Source organism: Okibacterium sp. AC114 (genome assembly GCF_979253355.1).
In genome coordinates this window covers 57,057-79,219 of record NZ_CEEDBR010000001.1, presented here as the reverse complement: position 1 = coordinate 79,219, position 22,163 = coordinate 57,057, and the positions used below count along the sequence as shown (strand labels likewise).

The following is a 22,163-nucleotide window of genomic DNA, read 5'->3' as shown; positions in this document are numbered from 1 at the left end:
TTTAGTAGGCGAGCATCACGATACCGCCGACGACGACTATCGACGCTCCGATCCGCCGGACGGCGGCCCCCTCCCGAAGAGCAAGCGCGCCGAACAGGGAAACCAGGACGACGCTGACTTCTCGGATCGGTGCAACGAGCGCGACAGGTGCCATCGTGACCGCGGTCAAGACAAGGATGTATGACAGCGGGGAAAGCACTCCGAATGCAAGGATTCGCTGCCAGTGGGCACGCGCGACACCCTTGAGCTCACTGCGTCGACGATAGGCCTGAGGGCCATAGATTATGACTTCGAGCACGGTGCAGCCGACCATGTACGCAACTGGTGAGAGATCCCACGTGCGTAGCGCGTGCGCGTCCCAGATCGTGTAAGCAGCGATAGATACTCCGGTCAGGATTCCGAAGATGATGCTGACATCCGGCCCGCGCCGGAGGCCGGGGAGAGACGGTTGTCGATCGATGAGTCCCGTCGCAACAACACCGGCGACGATGACGGCGATTCCAACGACAGCCACGACGCCCACATGCTCGCCGAGTAGCACGACAGCGAGGATTGAGCTCAAGGCGGGGCCCGTTCCTCTCGCGGTCGCATAAACCGTCGAGAGGCGCCCACGGGCGTAGCCCTGTTGCAGCACCAGCATGTAAAGCACGTGCAGTACGCCAGAGACGCCCGCGCCGATCAGGAAACCGCTAACGACGTCGGCGCCTCCGCTAGCGTCACCGAGACCGCCCGTCAACGGAATGAACGGCGCCCAGATGAGGGTGCTGGCGAGGGCGCCCCACCACAGGAAGGGCACTCCGATACGGCTCACCCCGTGAGCGAGGATGTTCCAGGCGGCGTGGCACACGGCCGCGGAGAGGACGAGGACGAGAGCGAAAACAGGCACAGCGGACCCTTCCGACCGCGCGAGGGCACGGCACGAGGATCCTCCAGGCTTCTATCCCTTGAGATGACGGCGTATCGATGGCGAACACCGTGGCGCCGCTCGAACCAGTCGGACGTGTTGTCCCGGAACCCTAGGCGCTATCGGAGCCGACCATAACAGGTCGTTGTGAACGAAGCGTTCACGTACATGAGTTTCCAAGAGCGCCGGTCAGGTCACTTTCTACACTGGGCTCGCTAGACCGTTTGGTGCCGCACGGCCCCCGGGGCTTTGTGGTCCGTTAGGCTCGGCGCACGTTCACAAAGTGAACGACGACGTCGGGAGATTCTGGTGACTGTGACTAAATCTGCATGGGCCCGCTTTTGGGACAAGGGAACGTGGTGGAAAGCGCTACTTTTCATCGTCGGGTATTGGCTGATCTACCAGGCGATCAGCTTCTCGGTGGCGGCAGCTGCCAGAGGATTCATCGACGCAGATAATCTTTTGAGCTCACCGCTGAGTGTGTTCTTCGGTCAAGCCGTTCCGATTCTGCTTGCCGGAGTCGTTTTGATCATCTTCGCGCGATCAGTTGGGTGGCTTGGGGACCTGTTTGGTCGCGAGCGTATTCGGGGGCAGCGGTGGATGTGGGTCGCTGTCATCCTTGTTCTGATCCCGATTCTCATGCGCCTGGTTGCAACTCAATGGTCAGCCTGGTCTGTTGCGCTCGTGCTGTCGATTCTGTTTCTGGGCTTGTGTGTTGGGTTCACCGAGGAACTCGCGACTCGCGGAATCGTCGTTCAGATGCTTCGTCGCGGCGGGGTCAACGAGGGCATCGTGCTTCTCTGCTCGGCCGGGTTCTTCGCACTGCTGCACGTGGGGAACTTTGTGAGTGGGCAGGCCCCGCTGATCGTCTTGTCGACCGTGGTGTACACGTTTGGTTTCGGAGCAATGATGTACTTGTCACTTCGGGTGACAGGGCGTCTTGTTTGGGCGATTCTGCTTCACGCGGCAACGGACCCAACCACCATCTTGGCAACCGGTGGAATTGACGCGCACTCTGGCACCGTGAGTGGCTCCACGGGCCTTATCGTTCTCGCGGGGGCTTTTGACGTGATCTATGTGCTGCTTGCCCTCGTCGCGATTTTTGTCGTGAGGAAGCACTCCACGAAAACGCAATCCGCGCCCCTGCGGCCTGACGTAGCGTAGGTAGCGACTCGACGCCGCGATTCACCTAGACGTCGCGGCGTCGAGTGACAACTATCGCAAGCGCAGCCAAGGCTAGCGCCCACGCGGCCGACCAGATGGCGGCTCCGAGGACACCCCATCCGCCCGGGTCCGGTTCAGCCGAGTACAACGGCGCGGCGGAGGCGCCGGGAATGGTGTCGGCGATGAACATGACCGCCTCGATCGGCACTGCGTGGATGAGCCCGGGGAGAAGGAACAGGAACGCGAGCACCGCGGCAACCGACCCGATAGTCGAACGGATGAGGAACCCGAAGGAGAGAGACACGACGCCGATGCAGGCGAAATAGAATGCCGCCCCGAGAAGGGCACGGAAGGCGAAGCCGTCCAAAATCAGGTCGCCATCGGCGCGGATCAGCACGCCGGCCACGTATGCCAACAGCGTGGCGATGAAGCCGAGGAGGAAACCGACGGCGAATACGACCAGGGTTTTTGCAATCACGACCGGGGTGCGGCTTGGAACGGCCGACATGGTGACAGTGATCGATCGTGTTTCGTATTCCGCTGACACAGCCAAGACGCCGAGGACGATCATGATGATCAGCACACTGAAGAGGGCTGAGCCGGTGCTTTGGGATGCAGCATCCAGGATGCCCTCGGCCGGTGTCTCGGCGCCGCGGTTGATCGTCTGGGCGGCGGCGAAAAGTGTCGGTGCGACGAGACCGACCCCCACCAGCCACCAGGTGGATCTCAAGCCGAAGAGCTTCACGAACTCCGACCTCACCACTCCCACCATCGTGACGTGCGGGCCGGCGGTGTTTACTGATGCGGGTGTCGCGCTCATGCGCCTGGTCCTCTCGAGGGGGTCGTCGGGGGCGGCGTGGAACCGAACTGTTGCTCATCCTCGGTCAGAGCGAGGAAAGCATCTTCCAACGAACCATGGCGGGCCAGGAGCTCATGCAAGACGACGCCGGCGCTGAAAGCGAGTTCGCCGACCCTCTCGACGGGTAGGCCGCTGACGACGATGGCTCCGTCGGCTTCGGTTGCCGTCGAACCTCCAGCGGCACGGATCGCCGTGATGAAGGGCTCAGGTGTCGGTGTTCGCACGAGAACGTCGGCGTGCGTTGCGCGCGCCACGACCTCGTCGATGGGAGCAGCCGTGATCAGTTTTCCGCGCCCGATGACGATGACGTGGTCGGCGGTCAGTGCCATCTCGCTCATGAGGTGGCTGCTGAGAAGAACCGTGCGGCCTTCGCTGGCCAGGTGGCGAACCAGGGAACGAACCCACCGCACACCATCCGGGTCGAGGCCGTTGACCGGCTCGTCGAGCACGAGCGTTTGCGGGTCTCCGAGGAGGGCGCCCGCGATGCCGAGGCGTTGCCGCATGCCCAACGAGAACGCGCCGATGCGTCGCTTACCGACCGTTGCCAGGCCCGTCATTTCTAGAACCTCGTCGACTCGGCGGTCAGGAATCGACTGGGTGGCCGCCAAGCCAAGCAAATGGTTGCGCGCACGACGGCCCGGATGAAGCGCCTGCGCGTCGAGCAGCGCGCCGAGCGTGCGGAGCGGTGCGGCGGCCTGAGAAAACTCGACACCGTCGACGGTGGCCCGTCCCCCGGTTGGGCGCTCGAGCCCCACGAGAAGCCGCATCGCCGTGGACTTGCCGGCACCGTTGGGGCCCAACAGGCCCGTGACCTCGCCCGGCTTCACCGTGAAGCTCAGATCATCCACAGCGAGAGTGTGGCCATAACGCTTCGAGAGATGTTCAAGTTCGATCATGCGACGTGCTCCCGACGTTGGGGGGAAGAAGCCGTATCCGATTCGACGTTTCGTCGCCTCGGTCGTGGTCCTGAGCATAGCTGCGGCAGGCCAACACCTGGTCGCTAGTTGTGCTGGATGTCGGGGACGGGCGCAGCCCCGGTCGACGGGTCCCGGTGGGCCGAGGCGGTCCGGGCTGCGGCGCGACAAGCTCTGCCGCAGCCCGTCAGGCTCGGGACTAGGCGGCCGTGCGGCGCGCGGCGAGCTTGCGACCGCTGTCGGCGGCGTTCCGCTCGGCCAGATCTCTGAGTTCGTCGGCGATATCGGTGAACTGGTCGAGGGCCGGGTTCACGCCCACGAGGGTGAACGCGCGGGTAACGACCTCGAGGTCGAGCTTCCAGACATCCTCGAGGATGCGGCGCATCCAAGAAGTGGCGTGGTCCCAGCCCTCGCGGGGAGTTCCGGCGGCGTAGTTGCCACCCTGAACGGTGACGAGCACGGCGGGTTTGTCAGCGAGCGCGTCGGGAGCGCCGGGGGCGAGGCGCGGATCGGTGATGAGAAGGTCGACGTAGGTCTTGAAGTGCTGCGAGACACCGAAGTTGTAGAGCGGCACGGCGAACAGCAGGGTGTCGGCGCCGATCAACTCGTCGGCCAGGGTCGCGGCCAGCTCCACGGCGCCGACCTGCTGGGGGGTGCGGTCGGCTTCCGGGGTCATCGACGCGCCGACGGCGTCGGCCCAGGCTGTGGCGGGGATCGGGTCGACGCCGATGTGGCGGCGGGTGATCGCGGCGTCGGGGTGGGCGGCGGTCCACTCGGCCTCCACGACATCGCCGAGCGCGCGGCTCGTCGAGCCTTCGGTGCGGATGCTGGCGTCCAGACGGAACAAAGACATGGTTCTCCTTCTCGGTCTGCCGGACTCGTGATCCGGCATGGGTTACGATTAGTGACTATTCAGCACCGTTGCCCGTTACGGCAACTGAGGCCCTGTTACCGCGGGGTAACCGAGAGGCAAGCGTGACCGATCTGTCCCAGCGCGAGCTGACCCTCATCAGCGCCATGAACGACCGGCTCGGCGACACCATGCCCGCCATGGCGCGGCTCTGCACCGGCGAGTCGCCAGACCTGTTCCGTTCGCTCCTCTCTCGGATCGGCGACAAGTGGACACTGCTCGTCATCGGCATCCTCGGAACGGACCGCAGGCGGTTCACCGAGATCGCCGAGCTGATCCCGGGCATCTCCCGCCGCATGCTCACGGTCACCCTGCGCGCCCTCGAACGCGACGGCCTCATCACGCGCACGGTTTACGCCGAGGTGCCGCCCCGGGTCGAGTACGAACTCACCGACATCGGGCGTTCCCTGCAGGCGCTCGCACTCTCCCTCGCCGAGTGGGTGAGCGATCATCAGCATCAGATCTCCGACCACCGACGCCGGTTCGACGGCGCTGGACAAGAGATCTCCGATGAAGCCGAGCGCGGCCAGAGCGCAACGGTACGAGCGAATGGGTCTTGACGCCACACTCGCTTCAGGAGTCGCGCCGGTCTGATCCGGTCGCGCTAGCCGACGAGGTGAGTGACGGTCTGGGATGCCGCATCCCACCGTCGCAGCGCCGTCGCCTGTGCGTGCAGCTCACCGGAGACAAGAGTCATGCCGCGGGAATGTCCGACAACGAGTCGAGGGCAACCGCGATCGCCGTCGGCCCACTGGTGAGCTCGAACTGCTGCCGCACGGTGGAGGGTGCCTCGAGGACGAGCCTGATGAGACGAGCCAGGTCAGCGCGGGGCAGGGCGCCCTGAGGGACGCTCGTCCCGAGACGGACACGGCCGGTCGGGCGACCCTCCGTCAGGGCGTCGGGTCTGATGATCGTCCAGGCGAGAGGCGTGGCGCGGAGGTGCGCGTCAGCGGCGCGCTTTGCACGGAGCAGACGGACCACCTGATCGCCGCCGAAGTCCTCGTCGGTCCGGTGGGCGGAGACGAGGACGAACCGCTCGACCCCGGCGACGACAGCCGCGTCGACGGTTCGGATGATCGCTTCACCGTCGATCTGCGTCACCGTCTCGGGGGATGCTCCCGAGCCACTGCCGGCTGCGTACACGACGACCTCGACCCCGTCCACGGCCCGTCGCAGGTCGTCCGGCGAGGAGGTGGCGAGGTCGAGCACGATCCCGCGAGCTCCTGCATCGTGGAGGTGAGCGAGGTGCTCACCTCTGCGCACGAGGCCGGTCACGGCATGGCCCGCCCGCACGAGCTCGTCGACCACGCGGCTGCCCGTTCGACCGTGGGCGCCGACGACGAGGCAGGTGGTCATCGGAGCATGACGGTGCCGCCGTCGACGGCGATGGTCTGTCCGGTCACCCAGCCCGCCTCGGAGCTCAGCAACCACCGGACGCTCGCGGTGATGTCCTCCGGCTGTCCCACGCGGCCGACGAGGGTGCGGGCGGCGGCGGTCGCGATCATGGGGGAGCTGTCGCCCAGCCCGGCCGCGTCGAAGAAGTCGGTGTCGGCGACGAAGCCGGGGGCGAGCGTGTTGACCGTAATGCCGCGCGCGCCAGCCCGGATGGCGAGGTCGCGCCCGTAACCGGCGACGGCGGCCTTGGCGGTGGAGTAGGGGCCCCCGCCACCGTCGAGGCCGGCGGTGGAGCCGATCAGGACGATTCGTCCCTCCGTGTCGAGCAACCGAGGGAGAAGGCCCTCGACAGGCAGGACGACGGTGAACAGGTTGACTCGGAGAGCGTCGGTCCAGGCGCTCTCGATCGCGGGGAGGTCGGTTCCGGGTCGGCGGAATCCGCCCTGTCCGCCCGCGGCAGCGACGACACCCGTGATGCGCCTGTCCCCCACGGCGTCGAGGATGCGGCTGACGCCGTCGACGGTCGAGGCATCGGCGATGACGGTGGAGATCCTCCCGGGGTTTGCCGCGGACCGCTGCGTCTGCACGAGCGGGTCCGCGCGTCGACCGACGATGAGGACGTCACGCCCGAGCCTTACCTGGTCGAGGGCGATGTCACGGCCCATGCCGGTGCCGCCGCCGATGACGACGACCAGAGGAGAGGCGTGGGAGGAAGGAGAAGTCATGTCGGGTCCTTTCGGGGACTGTCAGGGAGGGGCGTGCACGCATCGAGCGCGTGCAGGAAGGCCAGTTGTTGTGCGGACGTGAGGGGGCTCAGGAGCTGCTGTTGGGCACGTTCGACCGCTGGCTCCGCCTCCCTCACCACTTGTGCTCCGGAGGGCGTCAGCGCCAACGGTCGGCGGCGGCCGATCACTTCGTCGGCATGCCGGGCGAGGAGGCCTCGAGCATCGAGCTGAGCAGTCACGCGCCCCAGCGCCTGGGGCGTGATGAGGAGGAACCGCGCGAGATCGGCATTGCTCGTTCCTGGGTTGCGGTCGACGAAGACGAGCGCTCCGTACTCCGTCGCCGACAGCGCGAAGGGGCCGAGCGCAGCCTCGACCGCCTGCCGTGTCGCGCGGTGGAAGCGTGACGCTGCCAGGCCGAAGTCATGTCCGGGCAGTGCTCGCGACTCGTTCATATAAACCAAGGTTACATGAGGTCGTGAGTTCGGCAACCGACACAGGAAGCCGAAACAGATACGCGACCGTGACGCCAATCAATCCCTCAAGCGTTTTTTGTGGCGGCGATGGTGGAGGAACTCGTCGCTCCGATCTGATCCGGTCGCGCTAGCCGACGAGCTGAGTGACGGTCTGGGATGCCGCATCCCACCGTCGCAGCGCCGTCGCCTGTCCGTGCAGTTCACCCGAGACAAGGGCCCGAGCCGCGGGGATGTCCGACACCCGAAGTCGTCGCGCGAGCGTCACGTGCGGCGTCCACTCCCCCGGTCGCGTATGCGGCGCATCCGAATCCATCAGCAGATCGTCGCCCCTCAGAGCGGCAACGCGATCAGAGGGCCGGAGCGGCACGTCGTGGCTGCCGTGAGCACCGGCGAACTCGCGCCGATCCGAGCTCGCCTCGGCCGGAACGCCGGCGTGCACCATCCGATGCAGTTCCTCCAGCTCGGGCGTGAGCGCGACCGGGCGCACGAAGACGCGACGATCGCCATCGCCGAACAGGATGGGTTCACCCAACGTCACCGCGAGCGGCAGGGTGGTGGCGATGCGGGCGAGCAGCGCGCCATCCAGCGGCGCGAGGGTCGGCCGCACGAGCAGGGTTACGTGGGGCCGGTTGCTCGGAGAGGTGCGCGGCGCGAGGCTCGACATCCCCGCATCGGCGAGCACCGCCCATTCCGCGCGCACCGCGTGTTCGGTTGCCCGGTCGAGAAGAAGCTCGAGGCTGACGACGTCGCTCATAGCGGGCGAGCCTAGCGCGAAGAACTGTCGCGCTCACCCTGATTCCCGCCAGGTTGGTGCGCGCCGACCCTGACCGCCCGTCGCTCCTGAATAATGAGCCCATGAGCGACTACGACGGCACCACCCCGATCTCGCACCACTCCGACGACCACAAGGACGGGCCCACCACGAGCGCGCGGCGGGTCATCGACCTGAGCCATGTCATCCGAGAGGGCCTCGTCACCTACCCGGGCCTGCCCGTGCCGTCGTTCACCCCGCACCTCACGCGCGAGCACTCGCGCACGGTCTATGCCCCCGGCACCGAGTTCGCCATGGACATCATCACGATGATCGGCAACACGGGCACCTACCTCGACAGCCCGTTCCACCGCTATGGCGACGGCCCCGATCTGGCCGGGCTCGACCTCTCGACGCTCGTCGACCTGCCCACGGCCGTGCTGCACGTTCCGGATGCCGCGAGCCGAGGCATCCCGGCCTCAGATGTCGCCCGCCTCGTCGCCAATTGCAACCTGGACCTCGCCGGTTACGCGTTGCTCGTGCACACCGGTTGGGACACACGCTTCGGCACCCCTGAGTATGGTTCGGGCGCGCCGTTCCTGGCCGAGGACGCCGTCGACTACCTCATCGAGGCGGGCGTGGCGCTCGTGGGCATCGACTCGCTCAACATCGACGACACCGAGTCGGGCGGCGAACGTCCCGTGCACTCGAAGCTTCTGGCTGCGGGCATCCACGTGGTCGAGCACCTCACCAACCTGGGCTCGGTGCCGACGACGGGGGCTCGCTTCACGGCGGCGCCGCCCGCGGTCGAGGGTTTCGGCACCTTCCCGGTGCGCGCCTACGCCATCGTCGCCTAGCGACGAGACGCGGGACGGGCCCTCTCTCGAGAACCGCCCGTCCCGACCGAACGCTCGGGCCCGAATCCCTGGGCAGCTGAACTCAGTGCGCGAGCTGGTGCACGCGCTGCTGCGAGATGCCGAGAAGCGCTGCGGCGTCGACCTGCGTGACGCGTTGCTCCGAGACGAGCGAGCGCACGGCCCTCCTGCTGAGTTCGGCGGCCTGTCGGGATGCTTCGTCGGCCTGTTCGCGCAGCCGGCCCGCCTCTCGCCACGCCTCGGCAACCTCGCTGGGGAGCTGAACCTCGACGTGGACCTCGATGTCGTCGGGCTCGAGATCGAGCAACGCCGACACCAGACCGGTGGCCATGTCGTCGATTTCGCGCACCGAGCGCGCCTGCGTCACGGCCTGCAGTTCGTCGACACTCACGATCCACCACCGGCCCTCGCGCCGCGCGGTCGCCTCGAAGCGTCGCTTCGACCTCGAATGCGAGTTCGTCATTCCTGCCACCAGTTACCTCCAGCTCTCGGGCGGGTTCGGCACGACCTTGATGATCTGCCTCACCACACCGGGCGACACGGTTCCGTGTCTCGGAATCGCCAGCGTGAGCTGACCGTCGGCTCTCGACCAGACATTGTGCCCGCCCCGAACGCGAACGAGTCGCCAGCCGGCGCGGCGCAAGAAACGCTCGACCTCCCGCTGTTTCACTTCCTTCGTCATTCTCGCAAACTAGGCGGGATAGTGCGACCCTACTGCCCCCTCTTGTGATCTGTGGCCGCATCGCCGAAAGCTCCCTGTGGAGAACGTTTCGGCCTAGAGTTCGAGCATGAGTCTTCGTGTGGCCGTCATCGCGGGTCGGCTGATTTTGGCCGCCGCAGCGCTCGCCGGCGTGATCACGCAACTGGTGATCTCGGCGGGCCTCGGGTTCGACCTGGTCAGCTTCTTCAGCTATTTCACGATCCTGTCGAACCTGTTCGGCAGCGTGGTGTTCATCGTGGGAGCGGTGCGCCTCATCCGCCGGGTGCCACCGACGCGCGCCGTTGACGCCATCCGCGGGGCCTCGGTCGTCTACCTCGCCTTCGTCGGCATCGTCTTCGGCGCGCTCCTCCAGGATGTCGACCTCGGCGCCCTGCAGCCGTGGATCAACGTCGTGCACCACATGATCATGCCGGCCGCCGTCGTACTCGACTGGATCGTCTGGCCACCCCGCTCACGCCTCTCGGTGCGCGCGGCACTCGCCTGGATGATCTTCCCGGCCGCCTACGTCATCTACTCCCTCGTGCGCGGCGCCGCGACCGGCTTCTACGCCTACCCCTTCTTCAACCCCGACGCCAACGGCGGCTATGGCGGCGTCGCCCTCTACTGCGCGGCGCTCATCGTCGTCTTCGTCGCCCTCGCCTTCGCGGTCCGCTGGATCGGCAACCTCGGCCAGCGGCGGACGGCGCGCGACCACCCGGAAGTCACCCGCCAGGCCCTCTAGAGGACTTTCGGCGCTACCGGCTCGCGCGTGCGAGGCCCCGCGGGGTCTTCGCCCCCGAAGCCGGATGAGATGTCGACAAGGTCGTATCGCGCCGCCACAAGAAGTACCTGCGTGCGATCGCGCACCTGCCATTTGGCCATGACACGGCTGAGATGACTCTTCACTGTCGGTTCCGACAGCCGCAGATCACGGGATATCTCGCTGTTCGACCGGCCGCCCGCGAGCGAGACCACGACCTGCACTTCGCGCCCCGAAAGACCGTGCCGGCGCGGATCCGGAGCTGGCTTGCGGCCGGGTTGCTCTCGGACGAAGCGGATGACCTCGCGAGACGCTCGAGCAGAAAGAACTTCACATCCGGAGGCGACACTGCGGATGGCCACCGTGAGTTCCTCCGGTTCGCCGTCGGCCCACACCACTCCGGCAGCTCCAGCGCGCAACAGCGCAACCGCGGACTCGCCGCTCGAGAAGATCGCGACGATCCGAGCGTTCGAATCGCCATCGAGAGCCTGTTCCGCCACAGAAGCGCCCTCCGATTCGACCAGGCGCGGGCCGAGCACGATGATGTCGGGGTTCAGGGCAGCCGACTGCCGCACGACAGCCTGCGGATCACGCGCCTCTCCGACGACGGTCAATTCCGCATCACTATCTACGAGCTCTCGCAGGGCGCGCCGCAAAAGAGCTTCTCGCTCGGCTACGAGAACCGTGATGCGACCAGCGTCGGACATAGCCCCTCCTCGACGACTCCGAAGCTACTAGAGCGACTCGCTCACTCGAGCGCGGCTCCGAGCGCTTCGTGCGCGCTATTGCAAACGACCCGGTCCAGATCGGCCAGGGGTGTTCGCGTCATCGTGGGAACCCTCGGCCCCTTCGCCGCGGCTCACGAGATCGATCTCCAGCGACAGAAAAGTTGAAAGCACCGCCGGCTCAACGGCGTGTCGAATCCTGTCTGCACACCTCGAGAGTTCCGCAGCCGCCTTTCGTTCACACCTTGAGCATCGAGAACGACCGACCGAGCCAAAAGGATGACGGCCCGCGCTCCATTCGAACGTTGTGACCACAACAGGGGCCACCTAGCGTCGTGAATGACTTCTGATATTCCAACATCTGAATCAGAAGTCATCCACAACAACGAGAGGAGCCCGCATGGGCGCAGTACTGAGATTCATTGTCTGGCTGGGAACGCAGATCGGCCGATTCACGGCGCGCACGATCAACCGGGCAATCGCGTGGGCCCGGCGCAACGCGAAAACTGTCCAGCGCTGGATCGAGCGCGGCGTGAACTACGGCACGATCCTTATCTGGATCCTTCAGGCACTAGGAATTCAGTGACCGAAGCACAAAGCGTGCGGCCCATCTTCTACATGGGCCGCACGCGGTGAGTAACTCTAGTCCACTCCAGATGGATGATTCGATGACGCCCATGCCCCCTGCCACCGCGGATCTGCTCGACGCACACCTTCCTCCGGTTGCCCTTCGCTACCTCACGGCCCGCTCGGGGATCGAACTGGCAACCTCCGCCCTCGCCGGCGTCGCGGCACTCGTCACATTCCTGCCACGGGCCTGGCTCGCTCCCGCGCTGATTTTCCTCGCCGTGGTGGCCATCCTCGGTTTCGGTGTCGACTTCGGCCTCGTGAATCAGATGCGGATGGCCTACACGACCTACAGCGTCTCGGCCGATGTCGTTCTGATCTGCCGCGGACGCTTCTTCCGGCGAACGACTTTCATCCCAACGGCACAAATCCTCAATGTCGAATGCGCTCAGGGGCCTCTCCTCCGAGGTTTCGGCCTGATGACTGTCAGGTTCGTCTGCATCACGGATGTCGAGCGCCTCGGCCCGCTCTCGGCACAGGACGCCGAAGCCATCCGCCGCTTCGTGTTAGCCTCTCACGCACGCCACGAAGGTGCGGGCGAGACGAGATGACTGCGCTCGGCGCGAAGACGCGAATGCCGCTCACGTATGTGGGAGCCGAACTACTTCGACATCTGCCCACCATGGGTGGTCTCACGGTGGGCGGCCTCCTCTCCAGCTCTCGCCCGGAATCGTGGCCGGGAGCCGCAATTTGGATCGTCATAGCTCCCCTTCTCGCCTTCCGTATTGCCGAGCCCTTCTACCGGCGCCGGACCTTCAGCTTCGCCCTCTCGAGCTCCGGCGTCCTCGTTGAATCGGGCTTGCTGGACGTGCGCAGGCGAGAACTGCGATGGTCCTCCGTCACCGCTATCGACACGAAAGCGCCGTGGGCTTTCGCCCAGTTCGGTCTCGTCGAGGTCGATCTCCTGCAAGCCGGCGAGGAGGAAACGCATGTCACGATCCCGGCGATCACGACGGAACAAGCCGATGCGTTCTTCACTGAGTGGCGGCGACACCGCGACACGTCCGCGGGACTCACGCCCGAGCCCACAACGCCGCCCTCCGGCGACACTCTCGTCTATCGAGCGAGCGCCCTCGATCTGGTCATCGCGAGCGCGATCTATGGGCACCTCATTGCGGGCGGCGCAGCTTTTGCCCTCTCCGCCTTCGATGCGCTGGACACGGTGGGGCTCACCGTCGATGCGCTCTCACCAGGGAAAGTCGTCTTCGTGTTCGCTATCGCTGCGGCAATCGTGATGATCGCTGCGGGGGCCGTACTCACCACAATCATTCGTTTCGGCGGTTTCGCCGTCTGGACAACACCGGAGGGGACGACGGTTCTGCGATACGGCCTGTTCTCGCACCGAAGCCGACGCGTCGATGCCGCCGCGATCCTCGGGGTCACGGTGAAGCGAAACCCGATGGAGGTTCTCCTCGGGCGCTGCCGGCTCGCAATTGTCACCGCTGATTCGTCGCAGCACCTGGGGACGAATCTCCTGCTTCCCTCCCTTCCCACAGCCGTGGTCGCACGCGTTCGAGCGACCGCTTTCACGGGCTTCGGGGATTGCGAAAGCGTGGGTGCCGGCCACCAGACGGCAGCGCGCATGGCATCGGTCGCGGCACTCACCGCCATCCCTCCCGTACTGCTCGGTTTCGCCCTGGTTGAGGCGTACGAGTGGCCGCCCCTTCCCGCAGTCGCCGCGGCTGTCGCTCTTGCCGTACTGATCGTCCTCACCAGCCGCCTCATCGGTCGGCGCTACACCCTGCACCCCGGCCCTCGAACTATCGGGGTCACGACCCGGCACCTCACTACACGCACGGACACAATCCGTCTTTCGGCTGTACACGTGGTCGACGACAGGCGCATCATGGGCCGCCTCATCCTGTCGCGCATACACATCTATGCGGGAGGGCCCCGCGCTTTTCGGCTCCTCGGTCGCGGCGTGGCAGACATCCGATCGATTCTCGGCCGACCCGACGCGCCCGACCGCCTTCCGGTTGGCCCGCCCGCCACGAAAGGAACCGATCGATGATCGACGTGAGAGACGTCTCGAAGGCCTACGGTGGACGAAAAGTTCTCGACACCGTTTCGTTAGAGGCTCCGGACGGCTGCGTAACGGGTCTCGTCGGGCCGAATGGTGCCGGCAAATCGACCCTCTTGAAGACCATCGCGGGCGTGTCGATTCCCGACGCGGGCGCTGTGCTGATTGACGGGATGTCGCGCGCATCCGCCCCTCAGCCGGCGCAGCAACTCGGCGCATTCCTCTCGGCCGAGGTCATACCGCCTCACCTCACAGGGCGAGCCTTCCTCCGATTCGTCTGCGATCTCGCGCACGTCCCGGCTGAGCGTGCGCAGGCGCTGCTCCAGGTCGTCGATCTGCTGCCCGCCCAGAACCGCCGCGTGCGCACCTATTCGCTCGGAATGAGGCAACGGCTCGGCATAGCTGCGGCACTCGCCGCCGACCCGCGCAACCTCATCCTGGACGAGCCCATCAACGGTCTCGATCCCGAAGCGATCCAGTGGCTGCGGCAATTCCTCGTGGACGAGGCGAGACGGGGGCGGGCAATCCTGCTGTCGTCTCACCACATGGCCGAGCTCGCTCTCGTTGCCGACCGCATAGCCGTGCTGCACGGCGGGTCGGTCGTTCGCCACGGGTCGACGTCGTCCTTCGTCACGGCGACGGAGCACGACGTCTACATCGAGTCCGATCAACTCGCCGACGCAGTGTCGGCGCTCGAGCGCGCGGGCCACTCCCTCGCGGCGCAGCGAAGGGGCGCGGTCGTGCGCGGCGCCCGTCCCGACGACGTCGGGCGCATCGTTTTCGGCGCGCGGGTCGGCCTCACCCACCTGTCGGCGCTGTCGAAAACGCTCGAGCAGACCTACTTCGAAACCCTCTCGCCCCGCGACCCATCGAACGGACCATCGTGACAGCCCTCGCATCCGACTCTCCCTCGCTCGCCGAAACAACCGAGGTTCAGACACTCGGACACGTTCTTGGCGCCGAACTGCGGCGAGCGCTGCGGGCCGGTGGCCATCGCGCCGCTGTGATCAGCTCGTGCCTCCTGGGGGTAACCGGGGCCGGGGTTGGTCTCCTGATCCTGACGGCGCTCGGGCCCCAGGTGGTGCGCGACCTCGGTCACACGCTGCCGGCCGAGGTGGGGGCATCGCTCGCCGCCATGGTCTTCGCGATCGCGATATCGGTCTCGGTTGCGCGCGAGAACACATCCGGCCTGGTCGCGACGTCGCTGGTTCTCGTACCCCGGCGCGGTCGGTTGTTCGGGGCCCGCTGGGTGGCGGTCGCGATCATCGGCGCGCTCTCCGCCGCGGTCAGCTCGACAACGGGTCACGTGCTCTCCAGCCTGGTTCTCGGGATGCAGCCCCACGCAGCCCTGATCGCCACTATCGGTGTCGTCACCTCGACGCTGGCTGCGGCATCCGTGATCTCGCTCGTCTTCTTCGGCGCGTCGCTGGCGAAAAATGTCGCCGCATCGAGCCTGGTGACGGTCGCGGTACTCGTCGGGGCGCCGCTCGTCCTCGGCATCGCCCAAGGGATACCCGTCCTGAACGGAGTGGCCGGTGGCCTCAACGCCATTCTGCCGACCACGCTCTTCTCCGCCGCGACCACGATCGCCGCCCCTGCGCTGCTGACGCTCGGCCCGCTCGCGCTGGCGCAACTCGGTCTGGCGACCTGGGCCGCCCTCGCAGGTCTAGCGAGTTGGGCGCGTTTCAGACGGTCAGACATCTAACCGTTCGACGCGGTCGCGTCCGCTACGGCGCACGACGGAGCTTGCGATCGCGTGAGTGACTGCGGCAGCCGCGACGCCGCTGACCACGGCGATCAGGATGCGGATGATGAAGTGCAGGTCGGTCCAGACGGTCAACCCGATGCTGACGCCGGTTATGACGACGAAGAGGGCTACGGTGCCGAGACGGTCAGGTAGAGATTTCTGCTTTTCGCGCATGACCAACTCTAACATTTCGATACTCTGAACCATTGTTCCGGGGTCGCCGACTGCATTGCGAGGAGAGGGCGCATCCGTCTCCACGCCCGTTAGTGGCGCTAACCCGAATGCGTTAGCGTTTCAGGGTGGCGACGCGCGAAGAGATCATCCGGGCAACGGCCGAGCTCTTGGCGGCATCAGAGACCGGGGATGTCTCGACCCGCGAGATCTGCGAGCGCGCCGGCATCCAGGCACCGACGCTCTACCGGCAGTTCGGCGACAAAGATCGGCTCATCGCGACGGTGGTCGACGAGGCGTTCTCGCGGCACCTCGACCCCAAGCGCGTGCCAGCGCCGGACGCCGACCCCGTCCAGATCGTGCGCGACGACTGGGATGCGCACACCACCTGGGCCCTAGAACATCCCGTGTTCTATCGCCTGATCTTCTCGCCGTTCGTGTCGGGCAGCCGGGCGGCCGCCGACGCTCACGCGTTCCTGCAGCGCGACCTCGAACGCGCCGCGGCGGTCGGACTTCTGACCGTGTCGGCTTCGGTCGCCGCGCAGATGATCCTGTCGGCCAACGTGGGAGCTTGTCTCATGATCATCAACCGGGGCGCCGAGTTCGACGACCCGTCACTCTCCGACCGACTGCGCGACGCCATTCACGCGCAGGTCTTCGGCGACTCGGTCTTCACCGCACCGACAGGCGTTGCCGCCTCGCGCGCCGCCGCCGACACCGAGGCCCGGCTCGCGGCCGTCGCCTCCACTCTGGCGGCACTCTTGCACGACAACTCCCCCGCGGCCGAAGACATCACGCCCGCCCTGTTCGCGGCCCCGACCGACGCAGACGACCCCACCGCCCTGCGAGCTCGCACGGGCTCGATCACGGCGGCTGGAACGGGAACCGGAAAAATCCTCAGCGCGAACGAGCGCGCGCTCCTCCTCGACTGGCTCGAACGCCTCTCCTCGGCCGCGCCCGCCAGCAAAAGCGCCTGACCACCCCGAGCCGAGCAAGACAGTCAAGCATTCAGGCATGCAGGCAGGCAGGCAGGCAGGCAGCTGACGCAATGCGGCAAGCAAAGACGGCTCAGTGCATCACGCAGCCTGCAGGGGTCCGAGCAATCTGCACATTTCAGCCAGGCGCGCTTCCGTTTCCGCGAAGCCCTGCGCGGCCGCCTCTCTACGAAGCCGCTCCGCATCCGCTAACCACTCCGCGCGGAATCGAGATCCCTGGCCGTCGGTGCCCCAGAACAAGCTCCCAACGGTCTGCGTCTGCGCCCAGTCGAGGTCGATTGCCAGATCGGCACGTTCGTCACTCATCGTCTCGAGCGCCTCTCCGAACGACTCAACACGCGAGACGTAGAACTCGTCGAGGAGATGATCGCTGAGGCGCGATACTCGACGGCGAATGTAGGCGCGCACAGCGCGCTTCCGCATCCATCGCCTCATGCGCCCACCCTAGCGAGGCAGGCGCGGGTAACGAGACAGGCGAACTGGACGACTAACGACGGGGCGCCGATGCCGAACGATCACCCTTCGGCGATGAACTCCTCGAGCGTGGCCGAGAGGAGCTCGAACGACCAGCGGTAGGCAGCCTCGGGTTCGCGGCGGCCCAAGGCGGCCGCGAGCTCGTTGTGGCGGTGCGCCGACGGCGACGTGTATTCGGTGATGGTGCCGCGGCGCTCGCGCGGGCGGGTGCGCAGAAGTGCCTCGACCGTGCCCGAGAAGTGGCCCATGACGGCGTTGCCCGACCCCCGCAGAATCAGCGAATGGAACGCGATATCGGCCTGCAAGAAACGGCGCTCGTCGCCCGCGGCATTGGCGTCCACCATGGTGTCGGCGGCGGCCACGATGGCAGATGCCTCAGCATCCGTGATGCGGGCCGCGCACAGCCGCGCGGCAACGGGCTCGATGCCCAGCCGCAGCTCGAGCAGTTCGCGCTGCTGCACGAAGTATTCGCGCCCGCGTCCGCGCCACGAGATGATCTGGGGGTCCATCAGGTTCCAGGCGTGGCGCGGCTGAACGAGGGTGCCGACGCGCTGCCGGGGCTCGACCATCCCGAGCGATTGGAGCACGCGCAGGGCTTCGCGCAGCACCGAGCGCGAGACGCCGAAACGGGCCGTCAGTTCGTCTTGGTTGAGCACCGAGCCGATGGGGTAGACGCCGTCGACGATGTCTTCGCCCACGGCCGCGAGCACCTGCGCGTGCAGGCCGCGCTCGGTGGGGGCCGCGCCGCCCGTGTTCAATGCCATCGCCATTCCTTTGCCGCCGGCCGCTCGGGCGCGCGTCTTGACGCACCGCGTTCGGCGTGTAACACTTCCTGAGTCTGATTAATCAGATAAATAGGATCAACCTTTTCAGTTTCTACTATGCCCGACCTCGGTCGACATGTGAGACTGCCCTGACAATGGGGTCGCATCGAAGCGTCCCCGCGGGAGGACGAAGATGTACCCCTTCATTGCACCGATGGCCGACGACGCCATCCAGCCGGCCAGCAGTGAACCGCAGCTCATCATTGCGGCGCTCGTCGGCATTGCCATCATCATCACGCTGATCACCTGGTTGAAGGTGCATCCGTTCTTCGCCCTCACCGTGGGCGCCGTCGGCGTGGGCATCGGCGCGGGCCTCGCCCCGGGCGTGGCCGTCACGAGCTACACCACGGGCTTCGGCTCGACCATGGGCGGCGTCGGCGTGCTCATCGGCTTGGGCGCCATGTTCGGCAAGCTGCTCGCCGACTCGGGCGGGGCCGACCGCATCGTCGACACCCTGATCAAACGCGCCGGCCCCAAGTCGCTGCCGTGGATCATGGGCCTCATCGGCGCCCTCGTCGGCCTGCCGATGTTCTTCGAGGTGGGCCTCGTGCTGCTCATCCCCATCGTCATCCTGGTGGCCCGCCGCAGCGGCATCTCGCTGATCAAGGTAGCCATCCCCGCGCTGGCCGGCCTCTCGGTCATGCACGGCCTCGTTCCCCCGCACCCCGGCCCCCTCGTGGCCGTCTCGACGCTCGGCGCCGACCTCGGCCTGACGCTCGCCTTCGGCATCCTCGTGGCCATCCCCACGGTCATCATCGCCGGCCCCGTCTTCGGAAACATCGCCGCCCGCTGGGTGGACGTGCCCGTGCCCGACCTGTTCGTCGCCGCGAAGGATGAGGACGAGAAGCGTCGTCGCCCGAGCTTCGCGGTGGCCGTCGGCGGAATCCTGCTGCCCGTCGTGCTCATGCTCGCGCGCAGCATCGCCGACTCGGTCGCCCCCGGAGACGAGGGTTCGTTCAAGGCATTCCTCGACTTCCTCGGCACCCCGATGGTCGCCCTCTCGATCGCGCTCGTCTACGCCATGATCTTCTTCGGCCGCAGCATGGGCCGCGCGGGCGTGCAGAAGTCGATGGCTTCCTCGCTTCCGGATGTCGCGGGCATCCTGCTCATCGTGGGTGCGGGTGGTGGTTTCAAGCAGGTCCTGATCGACACCGGCATCGGAACCGTCATCGCCAACGCCATCAACGACACGGGCATCTCGGTCGTGCTGCTGGCCTGGGTCGTCGCGGCCCTTATCCGTGTGGCCACCGGTTCGGCCACCGTCGCAACCGTGACCGCCGCCGGCATCCTGGCCCCCGTGGCCGCCAACCTGCAGGGTGCCGAGGTCTCGCTGCTCGTGCTCGCGATCGGCGCCGGCTCGCTGTTCCTCTCGCACGTCAACGATGCGGGCTTCTGGCTGGTCAAGGAATACTTGGGCACGACCGTCGGTCAGAACCTGAAGACCTGGACCGTGATGGAGTGCATCATCTCGGTCGTCGGCCTGGGCGGCGTGCTCATCCTCGACATCTTCGTCTAGCCCGCGCACGTCAGCTCACACGCCGGCACGCACAGACCAGCAGCACCGCCACACGTCAGACTCGGAGGCATCCATGGAACCCATCACGCAGAACATCGACCTGAACGGTCGGCAGCCCGTGCTGGTGGTGATGGGTGTCTCCGGGTCGGGCAAGTCGACGGTCGCGGCGCTGCTCGCGGGGCAGCTGGGCTGGGACTTCGAAGAGGGCGACGACCTGCACCCCGACGCCAACGTCGAGAAGATGGCCGCCGGCACGCCCCTCACCGACGACGACCGGTGGCCCTGGCTAGACACCGTCTCGTCGTGGATCATCGAACACACCATGGCGGATGTCCCCGGCATCATCACGTGCTCGGCGCTGAAGCGCGTCTACCGCGACGTGCTGAGCGAAGACAACGTCATCTTCGTGCACCTGCTGGGCTCGAAGGAGCTCATCGGAACGCGCCTGACGAAGCGCATCGACCACTTCATGCCCACGACGCTGCTCGACTCGCAGATGAACACGCTCGAGCCGCTCGAGCCCGACGAGCGCGGAATCCTGATCGACGCGGGCCGCAAACCCGCCGAGGAGGCCGCCGAGATCGTGCGCGCGCTCGGCTTGAAGCCCGCCGCCGGGTCGTCGGCGCTGGGCGCGATCAACCCGGGGCGCTCGACCGTCTGAGCCGACACGGCAGATCGCGGACGCTCCCGTGCCTGACACGGTCTTGAACGCTGGCACGGGCCCGCACCTGTACCGCCAGCCGGATTCACCGCCGCGGGTGTAGGCCCGCCGCCCACGTGTGTCAATCCGCGACAGCCCGCCCGCGCCGCCCCGACGCCCGCGATTAGGCTTGCTGCATGGAACTCGGGGTCTACGCCGTGGTCGGCGTCGCCGTCATCGTGGGGGTCGCGTACTTCTCGCGTCGCCTCGGCGTGGCCGCCCCCATCATCCTCGTCATCGTGGGCGTCGTGCTGTCCTATCTGCCGGGCGTGCCCTTCATCGAGGTGCCGCACGAGATCGTGCTCGACGGCGTGCTGCCACCCATCCTCTATGCGGCCGCGATCAGCGTTCCCGTCGTCGATTTTCGCCGCAACCTCGGCACGATCACGAGTTTGTCGGTCGTGCTCGTCATCGTCACGGCCTTCGCCACCGGTTTCCTGCTCTACTCGCTGCTGCCCGACCTCAACCTCGCGGCCGCCATCGCACTGGGCGCCATCATCAGCCCGCCGGATGCCGTGGCCGCCACCTCGATCGGTCGCCGCCTGGGTCTTCCCCCGCGCATCCTGACGATGCTCGAGGGCGAGGGACTCGTCAACGACGCCACGGCCCTGGTGCTTCTGCGTTCGGCCACGGCGGCCGCTGCGGGCGGACTGCTCACCCCCTGGGCCACCGTCGCCGACTTCCTCTACGCCGTCGTCATCGCCATCGTCGTGGGCCTCGTGGTCGGTTTCGTCACGGTGTGGGTGCGCACCAAACTGCACGACCCCGTCTTCGACACCGCGATCTCGTTCGCCGTGCCGTTCGCGGCGTTCATGCCCACCGAATACCTCAACGCCTCGGGCGTCTTGGCCGTCGTCGTGGCCGGCCTCTACACCGGTCACGCGTCGCCGCGCTCGTTCTCGGCACAGACCCGCATCAGCGACCGCATCAACTGGCGCACCGTGCAGTTCCTGCTCGAGAACGCCGTGTTCCTGCTCATCGGCCTCGAGATCCGCACGCTCATCGAACACGTCGACCCCACCATTCTGGGCGTGTGGGATGCCGTGGGCATCGGCGCCATCGCCACGGTCGCACTCGTCGGCATCCGTTTCCTGTGGATGGGGCCGCTCGTCGCGAGCCTGCAGCGCCGCGCGCAACGCGCCGAGAAGCAGACCTATCAGATGTCGCTCGCGCTCATGTATTTCCGCACCGTGCCCCTGCGGAGTTCGTTCGAGGCGCGGCGGCTGAGGCGGGCCGAGCGGCAGTACGACCGGCGGCGATCCGACCTCGAGCAGTTGCGGCGAGAGAGCATCGACTGGCGCGGCGGGCTCGTGCTCAGCTGGTCGGGCATGCGCGGCGTGGTCACACTGGCGGCCGCGCAATCGCTGCCCGAGGACACGCCCTATCGGGAGCAGCTCATCCTGATCGCCTTCACCGTCGCGGTGCTGACACTCGTCATTCAGGGCGGAACACTGCCCGCGCTCATCCGCCTGCTGCGCATCGAGGGCATCGACCAGGCGCAGGACCACCGCGAGTTGGCCGAGCTGCTCGACGAGATCAGCTATGCGGGGCTGGCGGTGCTCGACGACCCGAACGAGACGCTCGGCAGCACCGAAGAGATCGACCCCGACGTGATCGAGCGTGTGCGGCAGGCGTCGTTCCTGCGAGCCGAATCGGTGTGGGAGCGCACGCACGAGCTCGACTCCCCCGACGAGACGAGCCTGCGCTCCACCCCGCATCACCTCTATCGCACGCTGCGCTTGGCGGTCGTGGATGCCGAACGCGAACGCCTGCTCCAGGCCGCCAGCCGCGGGGCCTACCCGTCACGGGTTCTGCGCGAGGCCCAGTCGATGCTCGACCTCGAGGAAACGCGGTTGCGGCCCGCCCGCCCGAGCCACTGACGCGTCGACCCGTACGACCCCTCGACTTGCACGGAGGCTCTTGTTTCCGTAACT

At 66.7% G+C, this 22,163-nt stretch carries 27 protein-coding genes; 13 read left to right on the top strand and 14 right to left on the bottom strand.

Annotated elements, in window-relative coordinates:
• Position 1 precedes the first annotated feature (1 nt).
• Entirely contained in the window at positions 2 to 886 is an 885-nt protein-coding gene (locus tag ACZ6IE_RS00375; RefSeq protein ID WP_464606136.1) for an EamA family transporter, read from the bottom strand.
• A 333-nt stretch (positions 887 to 1,219) separates the two neighbouring features.
• Here ACZ6IE_RS00375 and ACZ6IE_RS00370 point away from each other — a divergent pair, with 333 nt between their 5' ends.
• A complete protein-coding gene (locus tag ACZ6IE_RS00370; RefSeq protein WP_464606134.1) occupies positions 1,220 to 2,068 on the top strand; it encodes a CPBP family intramembrane glutamic endopeptidase in 849 nt (282 codons plus the stop codon).
• Between the two features lie 25 nt (positions 2,069 to 2,093).
• Here ACZ6IE_RS00370 and ACZ6IE_RS00365 read toward each other — a convergent pair whose 3' ends face one another.
• The 3 genes from ACZ6IE_RS00365 to ACZ6IE_RS00355 all read right to left on the bottom strand — a co-directional run bounded on the left by ACZ6IE_RS00365 (position 2,094) and on the right by ACZ6IE_RS00355 (position 4,694).
• On the bottom strand, positions 2,094 to 2,888 hold the full coding sequence (locus tag ACZ6IE_RS00365) for an ABC transporter permease (RefSeq protein WP_464606132.1): 795 nt from the start codon (positions 2,886 to 2,888) through the stop codon (positions 2,094 to 2,096).
• Entirely contained in the window at positions 2,885 to 3,823 is a 939-nt protein-coding gene (locus ACZ6IE_RS00360; RefSeq protein ID WP_464606130.1) for an ABC transporter ATP-binding protein, read from the bottom strand. The genes ACZ6IE_RS00365 and ACZ6IE_RS00360 overlap by 4 nt, the downstream gene beginning before the upstream one ends.
• Positions 3,824 to 4,040: 217 nt before the next feature.
• On the bottom strand, positions 4,041 to 4,694 hold the full coding sequence (locus ACZ6IE_RS00355; protein ID WP_464606128.1) for an FMN-dependent NADH-azoreductase: 654 nt from the start codon (positions 4,692 to 4,694) through the stop codon (positions 4,041 to 4,043).
• Between the two features lie 122 nt (positions 4,695 to 4,816).
• Here ACZ6IE_RS00355 and ACZ6IE_RS00350 point away from each other — a divergent pair, with 122 nt between their 5' ends.
• Positions 4,817 to 5,311, top strand: a complete 495-nt coding sequence (locus ACZ6IE_RS00350; RefSeq protein ID WP_464606126.1) for a winged helix-turn-helix transcriptional regulator — start codon at positions 4,817 to 4,819, stop codon at positions 5,309 to 5,311.
• Positions 5,312 to 5,444: 133 nt separating this feature from the next.
• Here the strand turns inward: ACZ6IE_RS00350 and ACZ6IE_RS00345 are convergent, their stop codons facing one another.
• The 4 genes from ACZ6IE_RS00345 to ACZ6IE_RS00330 all read right to left on the bottom strand — a co-directional run bounded on the left by ACZ6IE_RS00345 (position 5,445) and on the right by ACZ6IE_RS00330 (position 8,098).
• On the bottom strand, positions 5,445 to 6,107 hold the full coding sequence (locus tag ACZ6IE_RS00345) for an SDR family oxidoreductase (RefSeq protein WP_464606124.1): 663 nt from the start codon (positions 6,105 to 6,107) through the stop codon (positions 5,445 to 5,447).
• Positions 6,104 to 6,871: an SDR family NAD(P)-dependent oxidoreductase gene (locus ACZ6IE_RS00340; protein WP_464606122.1), complete on the bottom strand. Its 768-nt coding sequence runs from the start codon at positions 6,869 to 6,871 to the stop codon at positions 6,104 to 6,106. The genes ACZ6IE_RS00345 and ACZ6IE_RS00340 overlap by 4 nt, the downstream gene beginning before the upstream one ends.
• Positions 6,868 to 7,323, bottom strand: coding sequence for a MarR family winged helix-turn-helix transcriptional regulator (locus ACZ6IE_RS00335; protein WP_464606120.1), 456 nt, complete (start codon positions 7,321 to 7,323; stop codon positions 6,868 to 6,870). The genes ACZ6IE_RS00340 and ACZ6IE_RS00335 overlap by 4 nt, the downstream gene beginning before the upstream one ends.
• Before the next feature lie 148 nt (positions 7,324 to 7,471).
• Entirely contained in the window at positions 7,472 to 8,098 is a 627-nt protein-coding gene (locus ACZ6IE_RS00330; RefSeq protein WP_464606118.1) for a 2'-5' RNA ligase family protein, read from the bottom strand.
• 101 nt (positions 8,099 to 8,199) lie between these two features.
• On the opposite strand from ACZ6IE_RS00330, the gene ACZ6IE_RS00325 reads away from it, so the two are divergent.
• Entirely contained in the window at positions 8,200 to 8,952 is a 753-nt protein-coding gene (locus ACZ6IE_RS00325) for a cyclase family protein (protein ID WP_464606116.1), read from the top strand.
• An 82-nt stretch (positions 8,953 to 9,034) separates the two neighbouring features.
• Here ACZ6IE_RS00325 and ACZ6IE_RS00320 read toward each other — a convergent pair whose 3' ends face one another.
• Together ACZ6IE_RS00320 and ACZ6IE_RS00315 are read right to left on the bottom strand one after the other, a co-directional pair.
• On the bottom strand, positions 9,035 to 9,442 hold the full coding sequence (locus ACZ6IE_RS00320) for a hypothetical protein (protein ID WP_464606115.1): 408 nt from the start codon (positions 9,440 to 9,442) through the stop codon (positions 9,035 to 9,037).
• Positions 9,443 to 9,445: 3 nt separating this feature from the next.
• Positions 9,446 to 9,652 carry a type II toxin-antitoxin system HicA family toxin gene (locus ACZ6IE_RS00315; protein ID WP_464606113.1) on the bottom strand — a complete coding sequence of 69 codons (207 nt, stop codon included), beginning with the start codon at positions 9,650 to 9,652 and terminating at the stop codon, positions 9,446 to 9,448.
• Positions 9,653 to 9,758: 106 nt separating this feature from the next.
• Between ACZ6IE_RS00315 and ACZ6IE_RS00310 the strand changes: the two genes are divergently transcribed.
• Positions 9,759 to 10,412: a Pr6Pr family membrane protein gene (locus ACZ6IE_RS00310; RefSeq protein ID WP_464606111.1), complete on the top strand. Its 654-nt coding sequence runs from the start codon at positions 9,759 to 9,761 to the stop codon at positions 10,410 to 10,412.
• On the opposite strand, the gene ACZ6IE_RS00305 is transcribed toward ACZ6IE_RS00310, so the two are convergent.
• Positions 10,409 to 11,137: a LuxR C-terminal-related transcriptional regulator gene (locus ACZ6IE_RS00305; RefSeq protein ID WP_464606109.1), complete on the bottom strand. Its 729-nt coding sequence runs from the start codon at positions 11,135 to 11,137 to the stop codon at positions 10,409 to 10,411. The two genes, ACZ6IE_RS00310 and ACZ6IE_RS00305, sit on opposite strands and share 4 nt — an antisense overlap.
• 418 nt (positions 11,138 to 11,555) lie before the next feature.
• On the opposite strand from ACZ6IE_RS00305, the gene ACZ6IE_RS00300 reads away from it, so the two are divergent.
• From ACZ6IE_RS00300 to ACZ6IE_RS00280, 5 genes are all read left to right on the top strand, one after another.
• Complete coding sequence (locus ACZ6IE_RS00300) at positions 11,556 to 11,741, top strand: aureocin A53 family class IId bacteriocin (protein ID WP_464606107.1); 186 nt, start codon at positions 11,556 to 11,558, stop codon at positions 11,739 to 11,741.
• A 91-nt stretch (positions 11,742 to 11,832) separates the two neighbouring features.
• Positions 11,833 to 12,333 carry a PH domain-containing protein gene (locus ACZ6IE_RS00295; protein ID WP_464606105.1) on the top strand — a complete coding sequence of 167 codons (501 nt, stop codon included), beginning with the start codon at positions 11,833 to 11,835 and terminating at the stop codon, positions 12,331 to 12,333.
• An 86-nt stretch (positions 12,334 to 12,419) separates the two neighbouring features.
• Positions 12,420 to 13,793 (top strand): PH domain-containing protein, encoded by a 1,374-nt coding sequence (locus ACZ6IE_RS00290; protein ID WP_464606103.1) that lies wholly within the window; start codon positions 12,420 to 12,422, stop codon positions 13,791 to 13,793.
• On the top strand, positions 13,790 to 14,689 hold the full coding sequence (locus tag ACZ6IE_RS00285; protein ID WP_464606101.1) for an ABC transporter ATP-binding protein: 900 nt from the start codon (positions 13,790 to 13,792) through the stop codon (positions 14,687 to 14,689). The genes ACZ6IE_RS00290 and ACZ6IE_RS00285 overlap by 4 nt, the downstream gene beginning before the upstream one ends.
• A complete protein-coding gene (locus ACZ6IE_RS00280; RefSeq protein WP_464606099.1) occupies positions 14,686 to 15,507 on the top strand; it encodes a hypothetical protein in 822 nt (273 codons plus the stop codon). The genes ACZ6IE_RS00285 and ACZ6IE_RS00280 overlap by 4 nt, the downstream gene beginning before the upstream one ends.
• On the opposite strand, the gene ACZ6IE_RS00275 is transcribed toward ACZ6IE_RS00280, so the two are convergent.
• Positions 15,496 to 15,723: a hypothetical protein gene (locus ACZ6IE_RS00275; protein WP_464606097.1), complete on the bottom strand. Its 228-nt coding sequence runs from the start codon at positions 15,721 to 15,723 to the stop codon at positions 15,496 to 15,498. The two genes, ACZ6IE_RS00280 and ACZ6IE_RS00275, sit on opposite strands and share 12 nt — an antisense overlap.
• A 125-nt stretch (positions 15,724 to 15,848) precedes the next feature.
• On the opposite strand from ACZ6IE_RS00275, the gene ACZ6IE_RS00270 reads away from it, so the two are divergent.
• Positions 15,849 to 16,697 carry a TetR/AcrR family transcriptional regulator gene (locus ACZ6IE_RS00270; protein WP_464606095.1) on the top strand — a complete coding sequence of 283 codons (849 nt, stop codon included), beginning with the start codon at positions 15,849 to 15,851 and terminating at the stop codon, positions 16,695 to 16,697.
• A gap of 99 nt (positions 16,698 to 16,796) precedes the next feature.
• Here the strand turns inward: ACZ6IE_RS00270 and ACZ6IE_RS00265 are convergent, their stop codons facing one another.
• Both ACZ6IE_RS00265 and ACZ6IE_RS00260 read right to left on the bottom strand, forming a co-directional pair.
• Positions 16,797 to 17,123, bottom strand: coding sequence for a hypothetical protein (locus tag ACZ6IE_RS00265; protein ID WP_464606093.1), 327 nt, complete (start codon positions 17,121 to 17,123; stop codon positions 16,797 to 16,799).
• 107 nt (positions 17,124 to 17,230) lie between these two features.
• Positions 17,231 to 17,953 (bottom strand): FadR/GntR family transcriptional regulator, encoded by a 723-nt coding sequence (locus ACZ6IE_RS00260; RefSeq protein WP_464606091.1) that lies wholly within the window; start codon positions 17,951 to 17,953, stop codon positions 17,231 to 17,233.
• Positions 17,954 to 18,146: 193 nt separating this feature from the next.
• Here ACZ6IE_RS00260 and ACZ6IE_RS00255 point away from each other — a divergent pair, with 193 nt between their 5' ends.
• From ACZ6IE_RS00255 to ACZ6IE_RS00245, 3 genes are all read left to right on the top strand, one after another.
• Positions 18,147 to 19,529 carry a GntP family permease gene (locus ACZ6IE_RS00255; RefSeq protein ID WP_077054499.1) on the top strand — a complete coding sequence of 461 codons (1,383 nt, stop codon included), beginning with the start codon at positions 18,147 to 18,149 and terminating at the stop codon, positions 19,527 to 19,529.
• Between the two features lie 73 nt (positions 19,530 to 19,602).
• Positions 19,603 to 20,190, top strand: a complete 588-nt coding sequence (locus tag ACZ6IE_RS00250) for a gluconokinase (protein ID WP_464606089.1) — start codon at positions 19,603 to 19,605, stop codon at positions 20,188 to 20,190.
• A 176-nt stretch (positions 20,191 to 20,366) separates the two neighbouring features.
• Positions 20,367 to 22,109: a cation:proton antiporter gene (locus tag ACZ6IE_RS00245; protein WP_464606087.1), complete on the top strand. Its 1,743-nt coding sequence runs from the start codon at positions 20,367 to 20,369 to the stop codon at positions 22,107 to 22,109.
• Positions 22,110 to 22,163: the final 54 nt, after the last annotated feature.

Excerpts from the sequence above, each read along its gene's own strand:
- ACZ6IE_RS00250 (WP_464606089.1), top strand. The coding sequence starts at position 19,603 with ATGGAACCCATCACGCAGAACATCGACCTGAACGGTCGGCAGCCCGTG.
- ACZ6IE_RS00330 (WP_464606118.1), bottom strand. The coding sequence starts at position 8,098 with ATGAGCGACGTCGTCAGCCTCGAGCTTCTTCTCGACCGGGCAACCGAA.
- ACZ6IE_RS00315 (WP_464606113.1), bottom strand. The coding sequence starts at position 9,652 with ATGACGAAGGAAGTGAAACAGCGGGAGGTCGAGCGTTTCTTGCGCCGC.
- ACZ6IE_RS00360 (WP_464606130.1), bottom strand. The coding sequence starts at position 3,823 with ATGATCGAACTTGAACATCTCTCGAAGCGTTATGGCCACACTCTCGCT.
- ACZ6IE_RS00340 (WP_464606122.1), bottom strand. The coding sequence starts at position 6,871 with ATGACTTCTCCTTCCTCCCACGCCTCTCCTCTGGTCGTCGTCATCGGC.
- ACZ6IE_RS00245 (WP_464606087.1), top strand. The coding sequence starts at position 20,367 with ATGGAACTCGGGGTCTACGCCGTGGTCGGCGTCGCCGTCATCGTGGGG.
- ACZ6IE_RS00345 (WP_464606124.1), bottom strand. The coding sequence starts at position 6,107 with ATGACCACCTGCCTCGTCGTCGGCGCCCACGGTCGAACGGGCAGCCGC.
- ACZ6IE_RS00300 (WP_464606107.1), top strand. The coding sequence starts at position 11,556 with ATGGGCGCAGTACTGAGATTCATTGTCTGGCTGGGAACGCAGATCGGC.
- ACZ6IE_RS00295 (WP_464606105.1), top strand. The coding sequence starts at position 11,833 with ATGCCCCCTGCCACCGCGGATCTGCTCGACGCACACCTTCCTCCGGTT.
- ACZ6IE_RS00355 (WP_464606128.1), bottom strand. The coding sequence starts at position 4,694 with ATGTCTTTGTTCCGTCTGGACGCCAGCATCCGCACCGAAGGCTCGACG.
- ACZ6IE_RS00285 (WP_464606101.1), top strand. The coding sequence starts at position 13,790 with ATGATCGACGTGAGAGACGTCTCGAAGGCCTACGGTGGACGAAAAGTT.
- ACZ6IE_RS00365 (WP_464606132.1), bottom strand. The coding sequence starts at position 2,888 with ATGAGCGCGACACCCGCATCAGTAAACACCGCCGGCCCGCACGTCACG.
- ACZ6IE_RS00335 (WP_464606120.1), bottom strand. The coding sequence starts at position 7,323 with ATGAACGAGTCGCGAGCACTGCCCGGACATGACTTCGGCCTGGCAGCG.
- ACZ6IE_RS00305 (WP_464606109.1), bottom strand. The coding sequence starts at position 11,137 with ATGTCCGACGCTGGTCGCATCACGGTTCTCGTAGCCGAGCGAGAAGCT.
- ACZ6IE_RS00260 (WP_464606091.1), bottom strand. The coding sequence starts at position 17,953 with ATGGCATTGAACACGGGCGGCGCGGCCCCCACCGAGCGCGGCCTGCAC.
- ACZ6IE_RS00275 (WP_464606097.1), bottom strand. The coding sequence starts at position 15,723 with ATGCGCGAAAAGCAGAAATCTCTACCTGACCGTCTCGGCACCGTAGCC.
- ACZ6IE_RS00255 (WP_077054499.1), top strand. The coding sequence starts at position 18,147 with ATGTACCCCTTCATTGCACCGATGGCCGACGACGCCATCCAGCCGGCC.
- ACZ6IE_RS00325 (WP_464606116.1), top strand. The coding sequence starts at position 8,200 with ATGAGCGACTACGACGGCACCACCCCGATCTCGCACCACTCCGACGAC.
- ACZ6IE_RS00310 (WP_464606111.1), top strand. The coding sequence starts at position 9,759 with ATGAGTCTTCGTGTGGCCGTCATCGCGGGTCGGCTGATTTTGGCCGCC.